The sequence below is a fragment of the Achromobacter sp. NFACC18-2 genome, assembly GCF_900108985.1.
Classification (GTDB): Bacteria; Pseudomonadota; Gammaproteobacteria; order Burkholderiales; family Burkholderiaceae_B; genus Achromobacter.
The window spans coordinates 138,196-154,388 of sequence record NZ_FNYM01000005.1 but is presented as its reverse complement, the minus strand read 5'-3'; the positions used below and the strand labels follow the sequence as shown (position 1 = coordinate 154,388).

Annotated in this window: 14 protein-coding genes; 9 read left to right on the top strand and 5 right to left on the bottom strand. The window is 66.6% G+C overall.

From position 1 onward, the window contains the following. Positions 1-16 precede the first annotated feature (16 nt). The 4 genes from BMW75_RS09480 to BMW75_RS09465 are packed head-to-tail and all read left to right on the top strand — an operon-like array spanning position 17 to position 4,407. Complete coding sequence (locus tag BMW75_RS09480; protein WP_092578844.1) at positions 17-1,729, top strand: ABC transporter permease; 1,713 nt, start codon at positions 17-19, stop codon at positions 1,727-1,729. Next, entirely contained in the window at positions 1,726-2,811 is a 1,086-nt protein-coding gene (locus tag BMW75_RS09475) for an ABC transporter ATP-binding protein (RefSeq protein WP_076515855.1), read from the top strand. Before BMW75_RS09480 ends, BMW75_RS09475 begins: the two co-directional genes overlap by 4 nt. A 15-nt stretch (positions 2,812-2,826) precedes the next feature. Then, complete coding sequence (locus BMW75_RS09470) at positions 2,827-3,735, top strand: LysR family transcriptional regulator (RefSeq protein WP_092578843.1); 909 nt, start codon at positions 2,827-2,829, stop codon at positions 3,733-3,735. 27 nt (positions 3,736-3,762) lie between these two features. Further along, a complete protein-coding gene (locus BMW75_RS09465; RefSeq protein ID WP_092578841.1) occupies positions 3,763-4,407 on the top strand; it encodes a histidine phosphatase family protein in 645 nt (214 codons plus the stop codon). A gap of 38 nt (positions 4,408-4,445) precedes the next feature. Here the strand turns inward: BMW75_RS09465 and BMW75_RS09460 are convergent, their stop codons facing one another. The 3 genes from BMW75_RS09460 to carA form a co-directional block, all read right to left on the bottom strand. Next, positions 4,446-5,210, bottom strand: coding sequence for an SDR family oxidoreductase (locus BMW75_RS09460; protein ID WP_092578839.1), 765 nt, complete (start codon positions 5,208-5,210; stop codon positions 4,446-4,448). A gap of 73 nt (positions 5,211-5,283) precedes the next feature. Continuing rightward, positions 5,284-8,523 carry a carbamoyl-phosphate synthase large subunit gene (carB, locus tag BMW75_RS09455; protein ID WP_076515863.1) on the bottom strand — a complete coding sequence of 1,080 codons (3,240 nt, stop codon included), beginning with the start codon at positions 8,521-8,523 and terminating at the stop codon, positions 5,284-5,286. A gap of 10 nt (positions 8,524-8,533) precedes the next feature. After that, positions 8,534-9,688, bottom strand: a complete 1,155-nt coding sequence (carA, locus tag BMW75_RS09450) for a glutamine-hydrolyzing carbamoyl-phosphate synthase small subunit (RefSeq protein ID WP_076515865.1) — start codon at positions 9,686-9,688, stop codon at positions 8,534-8,536. Between the two features lie 234 nt (positions 9,689-9,922). Between carA and tal the strand changes: the two genes are divergently transcribed. Further along, on the top strand, positions 9,923-10,876 hold the full coding sequence (gene tal / locus BMW75_RS09445) for a transaldolase (protein WP_092578837.1): 954 nt from the start codon (positions 9,923-9,925) through the stop codon (positions 10,874-10,876). 55 nt (positions 10,877-10,931) lie between these two features. Here the strand turns inward: tal and BMW75_RS09440 are convergent, their stop codons facing one another. Further along, on the bottom strand, positions 10,932-11,459 hold the full coding sequence (locus tag BMW75_RS09440) for a carboxymuconolactone decarboxylase family protein (protein ID WP_076515869.1): 528 nt from the start codon (positions 11,457-11,459) through the stop codon (positions 10,932-10,934). Between the two features lie 99 nt (positions 11,460-11,558). On the opposite strand from BMW75_RS09440, the gene BMW75_RS09435 reads away from it, so the two are divergent. Genes BMW75_RS09435 through BMW75_RS09420 form a run of 4 tightly spaced genes read left to right on the top strand, consistent with a single transcriptional unit; the run spans position 11,559 to position 15,370 of the window. Then, entirely contained in the window at positions 11,559-13,748 is a 2,190-nt protein-coding gene (locus tag BMW75_RS09435) for an ATP-binding protein (RefSeq protein ID WP_092578835.1), read from the top strand. Between the two features lie 25 nt (positions 13,749-13,773). After that, positions 13,774-14,130, top strand: a complete 357-nt coding sequence (locus BMW75_RS09430) for a response regulator (protein ID WP_254791985.1) — start codon at positions 13,774-13,776, stop codon at positions 14,128-14,130. A gap of 10 nt (positions 14,131-14,140) precedes the next feature. Then, positions 14,141-14,782, top strand: a complete 642-nt coding sequence (locus BMW75_RS09425) for a hypothetical protein (RefSeq protein ID WP_076515876.1) — start codon at positions 14,141-14,143, stop codon at positions 14,780-14,782. A gap of 12 nt (positions 14,783-14,794) precedes the next feature. Further along, a complete protein-coding gene (locus BMW75_RS09420) occupies positions 14,795-15,370 on the top strand; it encodes a biliverdin-producing heme oxygenase (protein WP_092578832.1) in 576 nt (191 codons plus the stop codon). 25 nt (positions 15,371-15,395) lie between these two features. Here the strand turns inward: BMW75_RS09420 and BMW75_RS09415 are convergent, their stop codons facing one another. Further along, on the bottom strand, positions 15,396-16,190 hold the full coding sequence (locus BMW75_RS09415; protein WP_092578830.1) for an ABC transporter permease: 795 nt from the start codon (positions 16,188-16,190) through the stop codon (positions 15,396-15,398). Between the last annotated feature and the right edge of the window lie 3 nt (positions 16,191-16,193).

Sequence of the window (16,193 nt, the reverse complement as noted above, 5' to 3'; positions counted from 1 at the left end):
GATTTCGGGAATCTCGATGAATCATTCGGGCCACTCGCGCCTGCCCGCCGGCCCCGTCGTGGCGGCGCTGCTGGTGTTGGGCTTTCTGCTGCTGTTTCTGCTCGTGCCCGTGGGCACGGTGTTTCACAGCGCCTTCGTCAACGCCGACGGCAGTTTCACCACCGGCCACTTCGGGGCTTTCTTCAACCAGCCGCTGATGCGGGAAGCGTTCTTCAACAGCCTGTACGTGGCGGGCTGGTCCGCGCTGCTGGCGTCGCTGATCGCGGTGCCGCTGGCGTACTTCACGGTGCGCTTCGACTTTCGCGGGGCGCTGCTGATCCAGACGCTCGGGGTGCTGCCGCTCATCATGCCGCCCTTCGTCGGCGCGGTGGCGATGCAGCTCATCTTCGGCCGCTCGGGCAGCGTGAACCTGCTGCTCAACGACTGGTTCGGCTTCACGATCCCGTTCATGGAGGGCCTGAACGGCGTGATCTTCGTGGAGGCCATCCACTATTTCCCCTTCATCCTGATGAACCTGGTGGTGGCCTTGCGCAACATCGACGGGGCGATGGAGGAAGCGGCGTTCAACCTGGGCTCGCGCGGGTTCCGGCTGTTCCGCCGCGTGATCTTTCCGCTGGCCCTGCCCGGCTACGTGGCCGGCGCGTCCCTGGTCTTCGTAAAGGTCTTCGACGACCTGGGCACGCCCCTGGTGCTGGGCACGACCAACATGCTGGCCCCGCAGGCGTACCTGCGCATCACGCAGGTCGGGCTGGAGGATCCGCTGGGCTATGTGATCAGCGTGATCATGGTGGGCTTCTCGATCCTTGCGCTGTGGCTGTCGGCGCGGGTGCTCAAGGGGCGCGACTACTCCACCCTGCAAAAGGGCGGCAATTCGATTCAGAAGCGCAAGCTGGGGCCGATGGAAAGCGTGCTGGCGTATGGCTGGATCATCCTGGTGCTGCTGCTGGTGCTGTCGCCGCACATCGGCGTGCTGCTGCTGTCGCTGGCCAGCGTCTGGAGCTATGCCCCGCTGCCCGACGGGTACACGCTGGCGCACTACGCGGCGGTGTTCTCCGAATCGCAGGGCATGATCGCCAACACGCTGCTGTACTGCGGCCTGGCGGCCGGCATCGACGTGATCGTGGGCACCGCCATCGCCTACCTGATGCTGCGCACCCGGTTGCCCGCGCGCCAGTGGCTGGACTTCCTGGCGTCCGCCGCGCTGGCGATACCGGGCATCGTGCTGGCCATCGGCTTTCTGCGCACGTTCCGCGGCATCGAACTGCCGGGCACGGGCACCCTGCTGACCTCGTCGTGGATCATCATCATGCTGGCGTACTCGGTGCGCCGGCTGCCGTATGCGCTGCGCTCGTGCGTGGCGGCGCTGCAGCAGATCCATGTGTCGCTCGAGGAAGCGGCCCAATCCCTGGGCGCCCCGCGCATGAGCACGATACGCCGCGTGGTCGTGCCGCTGATGGCCGGCGGCATGCTGGCGGGGTTTGTGACCAGCTTCGTCACCGCCGCCGTGGAGCTGTCCGCCACCATCATGCTCGTCACCAAAGACAGCCAGGCGCCCATGAGCTACGGCATCTACCTGTACATGCAGAGCGCCGCGGGCCGCGGGCCGGGCGCCGCGCTCGGCGTGCTGGCGGTGGTCGCCGTGGGGATCGGCACGTACATCTCGCACCTGCTGGTGGATCGCGCCTCGGCGCGTCAGCGGCCGGCGCGCAATGAAGGGGAATCCGCATGAAGAAAGTCAGCGTCGAATGCCGCAACATCCAGCTTTCCTACGGCAAGACCGAAGTGCTCAAGGACGTCAGCATCAGCGTCGAGCCGGGCGAGTTCTTTGCGCTGCTCGGGCCGTCCGGATCGGGAAAATCCACGCTCCTGCGGCTGATCGCGGGCTTTAACCGGCACAATGCGGGCCAGTTGCTGGTGGACGGCAAGGACATCAGCGGCACGCCGCCCTGGCATCGCAACATCGGCATGGTGTTCCAGAACTACGCGCTGTGGCCGCACATGACGGTGTGGGACAACGTGGCGTTCGGGCTGGTCGAGCGCAAGCTGCCGCGCGCCGAGATCCGCGCCAAGGTCGAGGCCGCGCTCGATCTGGTGGGGCTGTCGCAGTATGCCAAGCGGCGTCCCAACCAATTGTCGGGCGGGCAGCAGCAGCGCGTGGCGCTGGCGCGCACCATCGTCATCGAACCGCAGGTGCTGCTTCTGGACGAGCCGCTGTCCAACCTGGATAAGAAGCTGCGCGTGCAGATGCGCCAGGATCTGCTGAGCCTGCAACGGCGCCTGGGCATCACGACGATCTTCGTGACGCACGACCAGGAAGAAGCCATGACCACGGCCGACCGCATGGCGGTGCTGGACCACGGTGTGGTGCAACAGATCGGCGCGCCCAGCACGCTGTTCGACTACCCGGTGAACCGCTTCGTGGCGAATTTCGTGGGCACGATGAATGTGCTGGAGGGCAACGTGCGCGAGCGCACCAGCAGCAGCCTGACGCTGGCGGTGGACGGCGTGGGCGACCTGCAGCTGCCGCTGACGGGCGACGCGCCCGCGGCCTCGCGGCTGGCGGCGAGTTTCCGGCCGCACACGGTGCAGATCGAAATGGCGGACGGGCTGGGCGACGCGCGCTACGTGTGGCTGCCGGGCATCGTGGAAAGCAGCGAATTCCTGGGCGAGTTCACGCGCTATCAGGTGCAGGTGGGCGAACAGCGCTTGACGGCGGACCAGGCGCACCTGGCCGGTCTGTCGCCGTTTCCGGCGGGCGCGCCGGTGTCGGTCGGGCTGGAACCCACCCAGGTGCGGCTGCTGGCGGCCTGACCTACACTGCCGGCCATGGAAATCTATCAGATCCGCGCGTTCGTCACGGTCGCCCGGCTGGGCAACCTGACGAAGGCGGCCGAAGCGCTGTCGCTGACACAGCCCGCGGTGACCGCGCAGATCAAGGCGCTGGAGCAGAGCCTGGGCGTGGCGCTGTTCGACCGCAACGGCGGCCGGCTGGCGCTGGCCAAGGCGGGCGAAGTGCTCCTGCCCACGGCCGAATCGTTGCTGGTCCTGGGCGCGCAATTCAAGTCCGAGGCCCGGCAGTTGCAAGGCAATCTGCATGGCGTCGTGGAACTGGGCGTTCCCAGTGAAAAGCCCGATTTCCTGCGATTGGGGGAATTGGCTTCCGCAGTCACGCAGCGCCTGCCGCTGGTGGAATTGAAGACCCAGACGCAGCCCGCCGCGGCGCTGGCCGAACAGGTCAGCACCGGGCGGCTGCCGGCCGCCCTGACCATCGCGGCCAACGCGCCGCGCGGCGTGCTGTGGCAGCCGCTGCGCAGCGTGCGCTACCGCATCGCGATGCCCGCTGAACATGCCGCCGTGCTCAAGCGCGGCGGCTGGCGGGAGGTGGCGCAGTTGCCATGGCTGGACGGACCTTCCGGCAGCCACACCCACCTGTTGCTGCGCGACATGTTCGAACGCCATGGCCTGTCGCCGCGCGTGGTGATGCAGAACGACGACCAGGCCAACCTGGACGCGTTGGTGCGGGCGGGCGCCGGTTGCGCGCTGCTGCGCGAGGAAACCGCGCTGGCGGGCGCGGCCTCCAGCGACTTCATCGTGTGGGGCCAGGCGCGGGTCGACGCCGTGCTGGGCTTCATGCTGCCCTACGAACGCGCTAGCGAGCCCGCGCTGGTCGCGTTAAGCTCGATCATTCAAGCCATCTGGAAGCCGCGTGCGCCCATCGCGTCCGCCCAGGCATGAGGCTCAATCTCCGCAACAAGTATTGCAATGACTGAAATCTGGTTCATCCGCCACGGCGAAACCGACTGGAATCGCCAGCGGCGCCTGCAAGGCTGGCAAGACATCCCCCTGAACGAATTCGGCGTCAACCAGGCCAGCCTGCTGGCCGCGCGCCTGCGCGAAGAGGCCCGGCATACGCCCATCCATGCCATCTACAGCAGCGACCTGCAACGCGCGCATGCGACCGCCGTGCCCGTGTCCGAGCAATTGGGCCTGCGCGTGCGGGTGGAACCCGGCATCCGCGAACGCGGTTTCGGCGTGCTGGAAGGCCTGGACCACGAGCGCATCGACATCCTGGCGCCCGAGGCCGCCGCGGCCTGGAAGAGCCGTGATCCGCTGCGGCCGCTGGACGGCGGCGAGGCGCTGGGCCAGTTCCAGTCGCGCGTGATTTCCACGGTCGACGATATCGCCAGCCGCCACGAAGGCGAGCGGATCCTGTTGTTCACCCACGGCGGCGTGCTCGACATCATCTGGCGCCACGCATCGGGCGTGCCGCTGAACGCGCCGCGCGACGCGGCGCTGCTCAATGTCAGCATCAACCGGGTCGGCGTTGAAGGCCGCAAGTGGGAAGTGCTGGACTGGGGCGACGTGACGCACATTGCCGCTGAAGTGGGCGACGACGTGGTGCCTTGAGGTACTGACCGCGGTCCCGGTGTCTGACACCGGCGGATCTACCCCGTCTTGCGCGGCTTGCGCGGCGCGTTGCGCGCCAGCCGGTCGTAGACGGCGTCGGGCAGCAGGCGCATCAGCTTGGCGACCACGCCCATCTGCCATGGAATCACCGTGTAGCTCGTGCCCCGGTCGATCGCCGCCCGCGCGCGCTGGGCGAAGGCGTCCGCTTCCATCAGGAAGGGCATTGAATACGGGTTGTGGGCCGTCATGGCCGTCTTGATGTAGCCGGGCGCGATCGTCACGACACGGATGCCTTGCGCGGCCAGTTCCAGCCGCAGGCTTTCGCAATAGGTCACCACGGCGGACTTGGAGGCGCTGTAGGCGCCCGCGCCGGGCAGCCCGCGCACGCCCGCCACGCTGGCGATGCCGACGAGCCGGCCCGCGCCCGCCGCGCGCATCGGCGCGATGAAGGGTTCGAAGGTGGACACGGTGGCCAACAGGTTGGTGTCCACGATGGCCTTGAAGACGTCGAAGTCCTCGCCATGGTCCGTGAGCGTGCCCGCGCTGATGCCCGCGCTGGCGATGACCACATCCACCCTGCCCTGACAGAATCCGATGAAGTCCTGCGCAGCGGCATGCAGCGCCTGGCGGTCGCGCACGTCCACGGCATAGCAGCGGTGCGCGCCGGGCAGGCTTGCCGCCAGTTCGCGCAGCGCGTCCTCGCGCCGGCCCAACAGGCCCAGCGTCGCGCCCGAGGCCGCGTACTGCTGCGCCAGGGCGCGTCCCAGGCCGCTGCTGGCCCCGGTGATGAAGACTCTGTCCATGATTGCCCGAAGCGGTTGTGGCGTTGCAAAGAATTAGGGCACGCTCTCGCGTGCCCTAACGTCGACTTGCGGCTTAGCCGTGCAGGGAAGCGTGAAGCTCTTGCAGCGGGTAGACCTGCAGGCCGAGGCCCTGGCGCAGGTATTGCATGCCTTCGACCGCGGCGCGGGCGCCGGCGATGGTGGTGAAGAAGGTCACGCGGGCGGCCAGCGCCTGGGTGCGGATGGTGCGCGAGTCGGCGATGGCGTTGCGGCGCTCTTCGACGGTGTTGATGACCAGCGAGATCTCGCCGTTCTTGACCATGTCGACGATGTGCGGACGGCCTTCGTTGACCTTGTTGACCACCTGCACCGGGATGCCGGCGGCTTCGATCTCAGCGGCCGTGCCGCGCGTGGCGACCAGCTTGAAGCCCAGGGTGTGCAGGCCGCGCGCCACTTCGACGGCGCGGGGCTTGTCCTGGTTCTTCACGCTGATGAACACCGTGCCAGATTCCGGCAGGCGCACGCTGGCGGCCAGCTGCGACTTGACGAAGGCTTCGCCGAAGCTCATGCCCACGCCCATCACTTCGCCGGTCGACTTCATTTCCGGGCCGAGGATGGTGTCCACGCCCGGGAACTTCACGAACGGGAACACGGCTTCTTTGACCGAGAAGTAAGGCGGCACGACTTCCTTCGTGATGCCTTGCGCGGCCAGGGTCTGGCCGGCCATGGCGCGCGCGGCGATCTTGGCCAGTTGCAGGCCGGTGGCCTTGGACACGTAGGGCACCGTGCGCGAGGCGCGCGGGTTCACTTCCAGCACGTAGACGTCGCCGCCCTGGATGGCGAACTGCACGTTCATCAGGCCGCTGACGTTCAGGGCCTTGGCCATCATGGTGGTCTGGCGCTTGATCTCGGCGATGACATCCGCCGACAGCGAGTACGGCGGCAGGCTGCACGCCGAGTCGCCCGAGTGCACGCCGGCCTGCTCGATGTGTTCCATGACGCCGCCGATGAAGACGGTTTCGCCGTCGGACAGGCAGTCCACGTCGACTTCGGTAGCGTTGTTCAGGAAGCGGTCCAGCAGCACGGGCGAGTCATTGCTGACCTTCACGGCCTCGCGCATGTAGCGTTCGAGGTCTTGCTGCTCGTGGACGATTTCCATGGCGCGGCCGCCCAGCACGTAGCTGGGACGCACGACCAGCGGATAGCCGATCTCGGCGGCGTGGGCCAGGGCCTCGCCTTCGGTGCGCGCGGTGCGGTTGGGCGGCTGGCGCAGGCCGAGCTTGTTGAGCAGCTTCTGGAAGCGCTCGCGGTCTTCGGCGACGTCGATGGATTCCGGGCTGGTGCCGATGATGGGCACGCCGTTGGCTTCCAGGGCGCGCGCCAGCTTCAGCGGGGTCTGGCCGCCGTACTGGACGATCATGCCGACCGGGTTTTCCTTGTGGACGATTTCCAGCACGTCTTCGAGCGTCAGCGGCTCGAAGTAGAGACGGTCGGACGTGTCGTAGTCGGTGGAGACGGTTTCCGGGTTGCAGTTGACCATGATGGTCTCGTACCCGTCGTCACGCAGCGCCAGCGCGGCATGCACGCAGCAGTAGTCGAATTCGATGCCCTGGCCAATCCGGTTCGGGCCGCCGCCCAGCACCACGATCTTCTTGCGATCGGTGGGGGCGGCTTCGCACTCTTCTTCGTACGTGGAGTACATGTAGGCGGTGCGGGTGGCGAATTCGGCGGCGCAGGTGTCCACGCGCTTGTAAACCGGACGCACGTTCAACTGGTGACGCAGCTTGCGCACTTCGGATTCCGAGGAATCCAGCAGGAAAGCCAGGCGGCGGTCGGAGAAACCGCGGCGCTTCAGTTCAAACAGCGTGGCGTAGTCCAGGTCGGCCAGCGTCTTTTGCTCGAGCGCCAGTTCGATGTCGACGATTTCCTTGATCTGCGACAGGAACCACGGGTCGATGTGCGTGATGTTGTGCACTTCGTCCAGCGTGAAGCCTTGTGCGAAGGCGTCGCCCACGTACCAGATGCGTTCCGGACCGGGTTCGCCCAGCTCGACCTGCAGCTTTTCGCGGTCGGTGGTCTTCTGGTTCAGGCCGTCGACGCCGACTTCCAGGCCGCGCAGGGCCTTCTGGAACGATTCCTGGAAGGTGCGGCCGATGGCCATGACTTCACCCACGGACTTCATCTGGGTGGTCAGGCGCGCGTCGGCGGTGGGGAATTTTTCGAACGCGAAACGCGGCACCTTGGTGACGACGTAGTCGATCGAGGGTTCGAACGAGGCGGGCGTGGCGCCGCCGGTGATTTCGTTCTTGAGCTCGTCCAGCGTGTAGCCCACGGCCAGGCGCGCGGCGACCTTGGCGATGGGAAAGCCGGTGGCCTTGGATGCCAGCGCCGACGAACGCGACACGCGCGGGTTCATCTCGATGACGATCATGCGGCCGTTCTTGGGATTGACGGCGAACTGCACGTTCGAGCCGCCCGTATCCACGCCGATCTCGCGCAACACCGCGATCGATGCGTTACGCATGATCTGGTATTCCTTGTCGGTCAGCGTTTGCGCCGGCGCCACGGTGATGGAGTCGCCCGTGTGCACGCCCATCGGGTCCAGGTTTTCGATGGAGCAGACGATGATGCAGTTGTCCGCCTTGTCGCGGACCACTTCCATCTCGAATTCCTTCCAGCCCAGGAGCGACTCTTCGATCAGGAGTTCGCTGGTGGGCGAGGCTTCCAGGCCGCGGCGGCAGATGGTTTCGAATTCTTCGGCGTTGTAGGCGATGCCGCCGCCCGAACCGCCCATCGTGAAGCTGGGGCGGATCACGGCGGGGAAGCCGGACGTGCCGACTTCAGCCGCGATGCGGCGCTGGACTTCCCAGGCTTCGTCCATGCTGTGGGCAACGCCCGACTTGGCCGATTCCAGGCCGATGTCGGTCATGGCCTGCTTGAACTTCTGGCGGTCTTCGGCCTTTTCGATGGCGTGCTCGTTGGCGCCGATGAGTTCCACGTTGTGCTTTTTCAGCACGCCGTGGTGGGCCAGGTCCAGCGCGCAGTTCAGCGCGGTCTGGCCGCCCATGGTGGGCAAGAGCGCATCGGGCTTTTCACGCTCGATGATCTTTTCGACGGCTTGCCAGGTGATGGGCTCGATGTAGGTGACGTCGGCCGTTTCCGGGTCCGTCATGATCGTGGCCGGGTTGCTGTTCACCAGGATGGTGCGGAAGCCCTCGGCCTTGAGCGCCTTGCACGCCTGCGCGCCGGAGTAGTCGAATTCGCAGGCCTGCCCGATGATGATGGGGCCGGCGCCGATGATGAGAATGCTTTTTAGGTCTGTACGCTTGGGCATGATGCAATCTTTACTTTTGGCCGGACATCAGGCTGATGAACTTGTCGAACAGCTCCAGGATGTCGTGCGGACCCGGGCTGGCTTCAGGGTGGCCCTGGAAGCAGAAGGCCGGGCGGTCGGTGAGCTCGAAGCCTTGCAGCGTGCCGTCGAACAGCGAGACGTGCGTCACGCGCGCATTGGCAGGCAGGCTGGCTGCGTCGACCGCGAAACCGTGGTTCTGGCTGGTGATGAACACGCGCTTGGACTGCAGGTCCTGCACGGGGTGGTTGGCGCCGTGATGGCCGGTCTTCATCTTGACGGTCTTGCCGCCCACCGCCAGGCCCATGATCTGGTGGCCCAGGCAGATGCCGAACACCGGCAGCTTCTTGTCCAGGAACGCGCGCGTGGCGTCGATGGCGTAGTCGCAGGGCTCGGGGTCGCCGGGGCCGTTGGACAGGAACACGCCATCGGGGTTGAGCTTGAAGACGTCTTCGGCGCTGGTCTGGGCCGGCACCAGCGTGATGCGGCAGCCGCGGTCGGCCAGGAGGCGCAGGATGTTGCTCTTGACGCCATAGTCGTAGGCGACCACGTGGAACTTGGACTGGTCGGGCGACGTGTAGCCTTCTCCGAGTTGCCAGGTGCCTTGGGTCCAGCCGGTGCTTTCCTTGATGGACACGACCTTGGCCAGGTCCTGGCCGGTCATGCCGGGAAAGCCGCGGGCCAGTTCAACGGCGCGCTCGGCGTCGGAACCCACGAAGATGCACGCGCCCTGGGCGCCCTTTTCACGCAGGATGCGCGTGAGCTTGCGGGTGTCGATGCCGGAAATGGCAACGATGCCCTGCTCGGACAGGTACTCGGGCAAGGATTGCGTGGAACGGAAGTTCGACACGCGGGCGGGACAGTCGCGGACCACCAGGCCGGCGGCATAGACGCGGTTCGCTTCCACGTCTTCGGCGTTGACGCCGGTGTTGCCGATGTGCGGATAGGTCAACGTAACGATCTGACCGCTGTAGCTCGGATCGGTGAGAATTTCCTGGTACCCGGTCATCGCGGTGTTGAACACCACTTCGGCAACGGTATGGCCAGGCGCACCGATCGACACGCCTCGAAAAATGGTACCGTCCGCCAGAGCCAGAATTGCAGGAGGGAAGCGGTTGATCCCCTCGGGAAAAAGTTGCGGCAGCACAGTAAACCCCGGTTTTAGAATCGATAATCAAACCTTCGGATTATACCTTGACCGGCCGTTTTTCCCGGGGAACCGCGCCAAATAAGGCCAAAACCGGGATTTTGGCGGTTTCGGCCGCGCCGTTGCGCCCCTTTGTGGCGACGGCCTCGCCCTTGCGGCCGACAGCGTCGTGGCGGCGTCGGTGATACGCTAGCAGCACCTTCAACCCTAGCCAGTTGCGAGTCGTATCAGTCCATGCCCAGCCAACTTGACGCCCTGCGTGACCACACCACCGTTGTCGCCGACACCGGCGACTTCGAAGCCATGAAGGCCTTGCGTCCGACGGACGCCACGACCAACCCGTCCCTTATTCTTAAGGCCGTCCAGCAGGACGCCTATCGTCCGCTTCTGGAAAAGACCGCGCGCGAGCACCGCGGCGCGTCCACCCCCGAACTGATGGACCGCCTGCTGGTCGCCTTCGGCCGCGCGATCCTGGACATCGTGCCGGGCCGCGTGTCGACCGAGGTGGACGCCCGCCTGTCGTTCGACACCCGCGCCACCATCGAGCGCGCCCGCGGCCTGATTGCCCTGTACGAGGCCGCCGGCATCCCGCGCGAACGGGTGCTGATCAAGATTGCCTCCACCTGGGAAGGCATCCAGGCCGCCCGGGCGCTGCAGTCCGAAGGCATCCGCTGCAACCTGACGCTGCTGTTCTCGCTGCCCCAGGCGGTCGCCTGCGCGGATGCGCGCGTGCAGCTCATCTCGCCGTTCGTCGGCCGGATCTACGACTGGTACAAGAAATCGGCCGGCGCGGCCTGGGTGGAAGACGACAATGCCGGCGCGCGGGATCCCGGCGTGCAATCCGTCACCGCGATCTACCGCTACTACAAGCACTTCGACATTCCCACCGAAATCATGGGCGCGAGCTTTCGCAATGTCGGCCAGATCCTTGCGTTGTCGGGCTGCGACCTGCTGACGATCAGTCCGGAACTGCTGAACAAACTGGCCGCCACCGAGGGCGACGCCCCCGCGCAGCTTCGCGCCAGCGACGCCGCGGGCGACGTTGCGCGCCTGGGCGCGGATGAAGTGACGTTCCGCACGCTGCTCAACGATGACGCGATGGCCAGCGAGAAGCTTTCCGAGGGCATCCGCCTCTTCGTGGCCGACGCCATCAAGCTGGACGCGCTGATCGAGGCGCAACGAGGCTGAAGCCGGCCGGCGCGGCGACGCTCGCCGCGCCGCCGGGCCCCGCCGGGCCGCCTGGTCAGCGGCTATCGTGGGAGTGCACCTGCAGCGCTTCCAGAAAGCGCGATACCATGTTGTAGGCCGCCACCGTCGCCGTGAGTTCGACGACCAGTTTTTCCGACCCCATGGCTGCCCGCGCGGCCTCAAACACCGCATCGGGCACTTGCACCTGGCGCGTCATGGCGTCGGTGTAGGCCAGGACCGCCCGCTCGCGTTCGCTGAACAGCCCGGAACCTTCCCAGGCGTCCAGCGCATCGAGCTTTTCCTGAGACACGCCTTCCTTCAGGGCGATCGGCGCATGCTGGTCGGCCTCGTAGGGCGCGCCATTGATGGCCGCCACGCGCATGATCACCAGCTCCCGGAGATCCCCGGGCAGGCTGCTGAGCTGCCGGATGGACGTCAGGTAGTTCAGCCAGCCGCCGGCCACGGCGGGACTGTGCAGCAGCATCTGATACAGGTGCAGCACGCTGCCGCGTTCCGCGACGATGCGATCGACCAGAGGCCGTGCTTCAGGATGAGTCAAATCAGCGTAGGACAGGCGGGCCATGCGAACTCCTGACATATTGAAGGGCAGCAAATGCACACATTCTCACAATATCTTTGACATAATGGCAGCAACCCTGCGCGTCTACGGTACCTCGCACGAATGAATGCGCCGACCACATCCTACCCTCCATTCACTCTCGCGAACTGCGACAGCGAACCGATACATATTCCGGGCGCCATCCAACCGTTGGGGGCGCTGCTCGCATTCGACTCGGATGGCACGCTGCGCTATGCCAGCGAAAACGCCGCACGCATCCTGGACACCTGCCTGACGCTGGATCAACCCTGCCCGCACGAAACGTTGCCGCCGGGCCTGGCCCACTGCCTGTCTTCCTGGGTGGGCAACCCCGACCCCATTTTCGATCCTCTGACCATCACGCAGGACCGCGCGACCTATGACGTGATCGGCCACCGCAACAGCGACGGACTGACCATCGTCGAGCTGGAACGCCGGGGCGACGGCGTCGGCATTGCCGCGCCGGAGCGCATCTACCGCAGCATCGAGCGGGTACGCCGCCAACGCGACATCCCGGGACTGCTGGACAGCATGGTGCGCGAAGTGCAGCGCGCCACGGGCTTTGATCGCGTGATGGCGTATCGCTTCCATCCGGACGACAGCGGCGAGATCGTGGCGGAACAGCGCCGCGACGACCTGGACGACTGGGTGGGCCGGCGCTACCCCGCGGGCGATATTCCCGCGCAGGCGCGCCGCCTGTACACGGTCAACACCCTGCGCCTGATCGCCGACGCCACCTATCAACCGGTGCGCGTCCTGAGCGCGCCCTCGCCCGATCCCCGCCCGCTGGACATGAGCTTTTCCGTCCTGCGCAGCGTGTCCCCCATCCACCTCGAATACATGGCGAACATGGGCGTGCGCGCGTCGATGAGCCTGTCGCTGGTGATCGGGGGCCGACTGTGGGGCATGATCGCCTGTCATCACCACTCGCCGCGGGCCGTTCCCTATCCCGCCCGCCTGGCGTGCGAAGCGATGGCCCAGGTGGTGTCCGCCACCGTGTCCGGCATCGAAGCCAACGAGCGCGCGGAGCAGTCCCGCAAGAGCGCCGCGCTGGTCAGCTACCTTGCCGAACGCGTGTCGTCGACCGAAAACGTGCACCAGGCCCTCTCGCGCGGCGACCAGACCCCGGCATCGCTCGTGCCGAACGACGCCGCGCTCTGTCTGTGGGGCAACAGCGTGACTGTGTTCGGCGGCATCGCGCCGCGCGGCGAACTGGCCGGCATCCTGTGCGCGCTGGATCAAAGCGGCCAGCGCCTGGTCCACACCACCAACATCGCGCGCGATTTCCCCGAGCTGCAGACCGACCTGGTGCCGTACTCGGGCCTGCTGGCCTGCAAGTTCGACCCCATGAACAACGGCTGGCTGATCTGGCTGCGCAAGGAACAGATCGAAACCCTGGTCTGGGGCGGCCGACCCGAGAAGCAATACGCCGTGGGCAGCCTGGGCCCGCGCCTGACGCCGCGCGGCTCGTTCGAGGCGTGGCGCGAAGTGGTGCGCGGGGTCAGCACGTCCTGGCTGCCTTCCGAGCTGGAGGCCGCGGACGGCCTGCGCGACGAGCTTTCCCACATCTCGACCAGCCGCGCCGCCGACGTGGACCGCGCGCGCACCGCCCTCTTGGCCATGCTGGGCCATGACCTGCGGGACCCTCTGCAGTCCATTTCCATGGCCGCCACCCTGCTGTCCAGGACGGACACGGGCGCGCGCATGGGCGAGCGCATCCGCTATTCCAGCGGCCGCATGCAGCGCCTGATTTCGCAGGTGCTGGACCTGTCGCGCCTGCAAGGCGGGCTGGGCCTGGGAATCGAAAAGCGGCCGTGCGATCTGTCGGCCCTGGTGAACGGCCTGATCGAGGAAAAGCGCCAGGCCTACCCGGGACTGCGCATCGAACCCGACCTGCCCGCCGGCCTCACCCTCATGGCCGACACCGACCGCATCGCGCAGGTCGTGACCAACCTCATGAGCAACGCGCGCCAGCATGGCGCGCCGCGCCAGCCCATCCTGGTCAAGGCCGAGGTTTCCGACGACCTCATCACGCTAAGCGTCACGAACTACGGCGAGCCGATCCCCGATGACGTGCTCGCACACCTGTTTTCGCCGTTCAAGCCGGAATCGGTGGGCCAGTCGCGCAACCGCTCCGGCCTGGGGCTTGGCCTGTACATCGCCGAGCAGGTCGTACGCGACCACGGGGGCGACATCGCGGTCGAGTGCCGCGACGGGCTTATCATTTTCACGGTAACGCTGCCGCGCGGCATGCCCGACACCAAACACGCTTGAACCTGGGAGACACAACTTGAACGAAGTGCGCGCCATGCGCGTCCTGCTGGTGGACGACAACGAAATGGGATCGGAACTGCTGGCCGAGTTCCTGGCGCTTTTCAATCTGGAGACGCGGTGCGCCGCCACCGGAGGCGAAGCCCTGGAGCTGGTCGACACGTTCGCGCCCGATGCCGTGCTGCTGGACATCCTGCTGCCCGACATGGACGGCTACGAGCTGGCCAAGCGGCTGCGCGAGCGTCCCAACCCGCCCCGCATCTACGCCCTGAGCGGCCTGGCGCGGCACGAGCGGCAGGACGCCATCAACAACATCTTCACCGGATGGATCGAAAAGCCCGCGGATCCCGACGCGCTGCTGGCCATTCTGCACGAGGCCAACTGACGGTTTTTTCATGACGCAATCCGACACCCTTGGCCTGCTGGCCGTGAAGGGCGTGCAGCTCAAGGTGTTCTGCCAGATCTTTCCCGTGCTGCGCCACGAAGTCCTGGGCCCGCTGTCCAGCGCCTCGCTCGCCGCCGCCATGCTGCGGCAGGCGCCCGAAGGCGCCAGCAATGAAGCCGTCCAGCAACGCTGCGAACGGCTTGCCGGCGATCTTGCCGAGATGCTCGAAGAAAGCGTGGGCGTGGTGCGCGAGCTGGAGGGATGGCTGAGCGACGCCGGCGCCACGACCCCCTGCGGCGATCTGCTGCAGGAATGCCGCAAGCTGATGTTCTCGCATCTGCTGCTGTCACGTCACGGCATCCGCTGGCCCGAGCAGGTCGTCCATGCCGACGTGCCGGTCTTCAGCACCCGGTACCTGGTGCTGGCGTGGCTGCTGTGCCTGTTGCCGATGGTGCCTGCCGACGCGCATCTTGAACTGGATGCGTCGGAGCCCGGCGTATGGCGCGCGCGGCTGCCCGAAGGCGGCGGCGCCGAGCAGCCGATGGCCTTCAACCCCCAGGAGGTCGAGCTTCTTGCCACCGCGGCGGGCTGGCGGCTGGAACGCCAGGACCGCTGCTGGTCCCTGCACTTGCCGGCCGCCTCTTCCGCCTAGCGAGCCGACCGCATGATCTCTCCCGTTCACCAGGTGCTGCGCGAGGGCACCCGCGATCGCCACGAGACGCTGGACCAGGGCCTGGCGCTGGCCGAAAGCCATGTCGACCGCGACGACTACCTGACCTACCTGCGCGCCCTTCTGGGCTGGCTGGAACCGCTGGAACAGCGGCTCTGGCAACTGGACTGGCCCGAAGCCCTGCGCGCATCGGAGCGCGCCGGCAAGAGTGCCTGGCTGTACGAAGATCTGAAGATGGCCGGCGATGTCACGCCCGTCCTGCATTGCGCGCATCCGCCCGCGGTAGCGGCGCCGGATGCCTATGCGCTGGGCGTGGCCTACGTGGTGGAAGGATCGCAACTGGGCGGGCGGTTCCTGGCCAAGCGGCTGCAAGAAGTGGCACCCGACCTGCCCCAGCGCTATCTGCACGGTTATGGCGAGCAGCTCGGACCGTTGTGGAAGGCTTTTTTGCTGCACCTGGACAGCGAGGCGGGCGCGCTGGGCCACGAGCCGCAGGCGCTGCAAGGCGCCCGCGACGCCTTCGACAGTCTGACTGGCTGGCTGCGCAGCCAGCGCGCGCTGCGGGCCTGAGGCCGGCAGCGCGGCGCAAAGTCCGCTACAGCTTTTCGGTTTCGCCCGACTTGGGCTGCCACTTCATCAGGCGCTTTTCGCCCACCCCGACGATGGTGTCCAGGACCAGCGCGAAGGCCGTCAGCACGATGATGCCGGCAAACACGGTATTCACGTCGAACGTGCCTTCCGCCTGCAGGATCAGGTAGCCCACGCCGCTTGCCGACCCCAGGTATTCGCCCACGACCGCGCCCACGAAAGCCAGGCCCACGGACGTGTGCAGGCTGGAAAACACCCAGCTCGTGGCCGATGGCAGGTAGACGTGGCGCAGCAACTGGCGCTTGCGCGCGCCCAGCATGCGGGCGTTGTCCAGCAAGGTGGGGCTGACTTCCCGCACGCCCTGGTAGACGTTGAAGAAGACGATGAAGAACACCAGCGTGACCGCCAGCGCCACCTTGGACCAGATGCCCAGGCCGAACCACATGCCGAAGATGGGCGCCAGGATGACGCGCGGCATCGAATTCGCCGCCTTGATGTAGGGATCGAGGATCGCGCTGGCGCGCGGCGACAGTCCCAGCCACAGCCCGAAGGCCAGTCCCGCGATGGTGCCGATGAAAAACGCCAGCACGGTCTCGGTCAGCGTCACGGCCAGGTGGCCGTAGATATCGGCATTGGTGACGAACCAGGCCCAAATGCGCCCCCAGACCTTCAGCGGTTCGCCGAAGAAGAAGGCAACCTTGGGATCGCGCGACGCGAAATGCCAGACGCCCAGGATGATGACAAGGAGCAGCAATTGCCAGACGCGCAGGCTGCCGGAACCGGATTTGATCAGTTTGGGCATGGC

What these genes read in the sequence shown, in the direction of transcription:
- BMW75_RS09480 (WP_092578844.1), top strand. Translation starts at nt 17, where the DNA reads ATGAATCATTCGGGCCACTCGCGCCTGCCCGCCGGCCCCGTCGTGGCG.
- BMW75_RS09475 (WP_076515855.1), top strand. Translation starts at nt 1,726, where the DNA reads ATGAAGAAAGTCAGCGTCGAATGCCGCAACATCCAGCTTTCCTACGGC.
- BMW75_RS09470 (WP_092578843.1), top strand. Translation starts at nt 2,827, where the DNA reads ATGGAAATCTATCAGATCCGCGCGTTCGTCACGGTCGCCCGGCTGGGC.
- BMW75_RS09465 (WP_092578841.1), top strand. Translation starts at nt 3,763, where the DNA reads ATGACTGAAATCTGGTTCATCCGCCACGGCGAAACCGACTGGAATCGC.
- BMW75_RS09460 (WP_092578839.1), bottom strand. Translation starts at nt 5,210, where the DNA reads ATGGACAGAGTCTTCATCACCGGGGCCAGCAGCGGCCTGGGACGCGCC.
- carB (WP_076515863.1), bottom strand. Translation starts at nt 8,523, where the DNA reads ATGCCCAAGCGTACAGACCTAAAAAGCATTCTCATCATCGGCGCCGGC.
- tal (WP_092578837.1), top strand. Translation starts at nt 9,923, where the DNA reads ATGCCCAGCCAACTTGACGCCCTGCGTGACCACACCACCGTTGTCGCC.
- BMW75_RS09440 (WP_076515869.1), bottom strand. Translation starts at nt 11,459, where the DNA reads ATGGCCCGCCTGTCCTACGCTGATTTGACTCATCCTGAAGCACGGCCT.
- BMW75_RS09435 (WP_092578835.1), top strand. Translation starts at nt 11,559, where the DNA reads ATGAATGCGCCGACCACATCCTACCCTCCATTCACTCTCGCGAACTGC.
- BMW75_RS09425 (WP_076515876.1), top strand. Translation starts at nt 14,141, where the DNA reads ATGACGCAATCCGACACCCTTGGCCTGCTGGCCGTGAAGGGCGTGCAG.
- BMW75_RS09420 (WP_092578832.1), top strand. Translation starts at nt 14,795, where the DNA reads ATGATCTCTCCCGTTCACCAGGTGCTGCGCGAGGGCACCCGCGATCGC.
- BMW75_RS09415 (WP_092578830.1), bottom strand. Translation starts at nt 16,190, where the DNA reads ATGCCCAAACTGATCAAATCCGGTTCCGGCAGCCTGCGCGTCTGGCAA.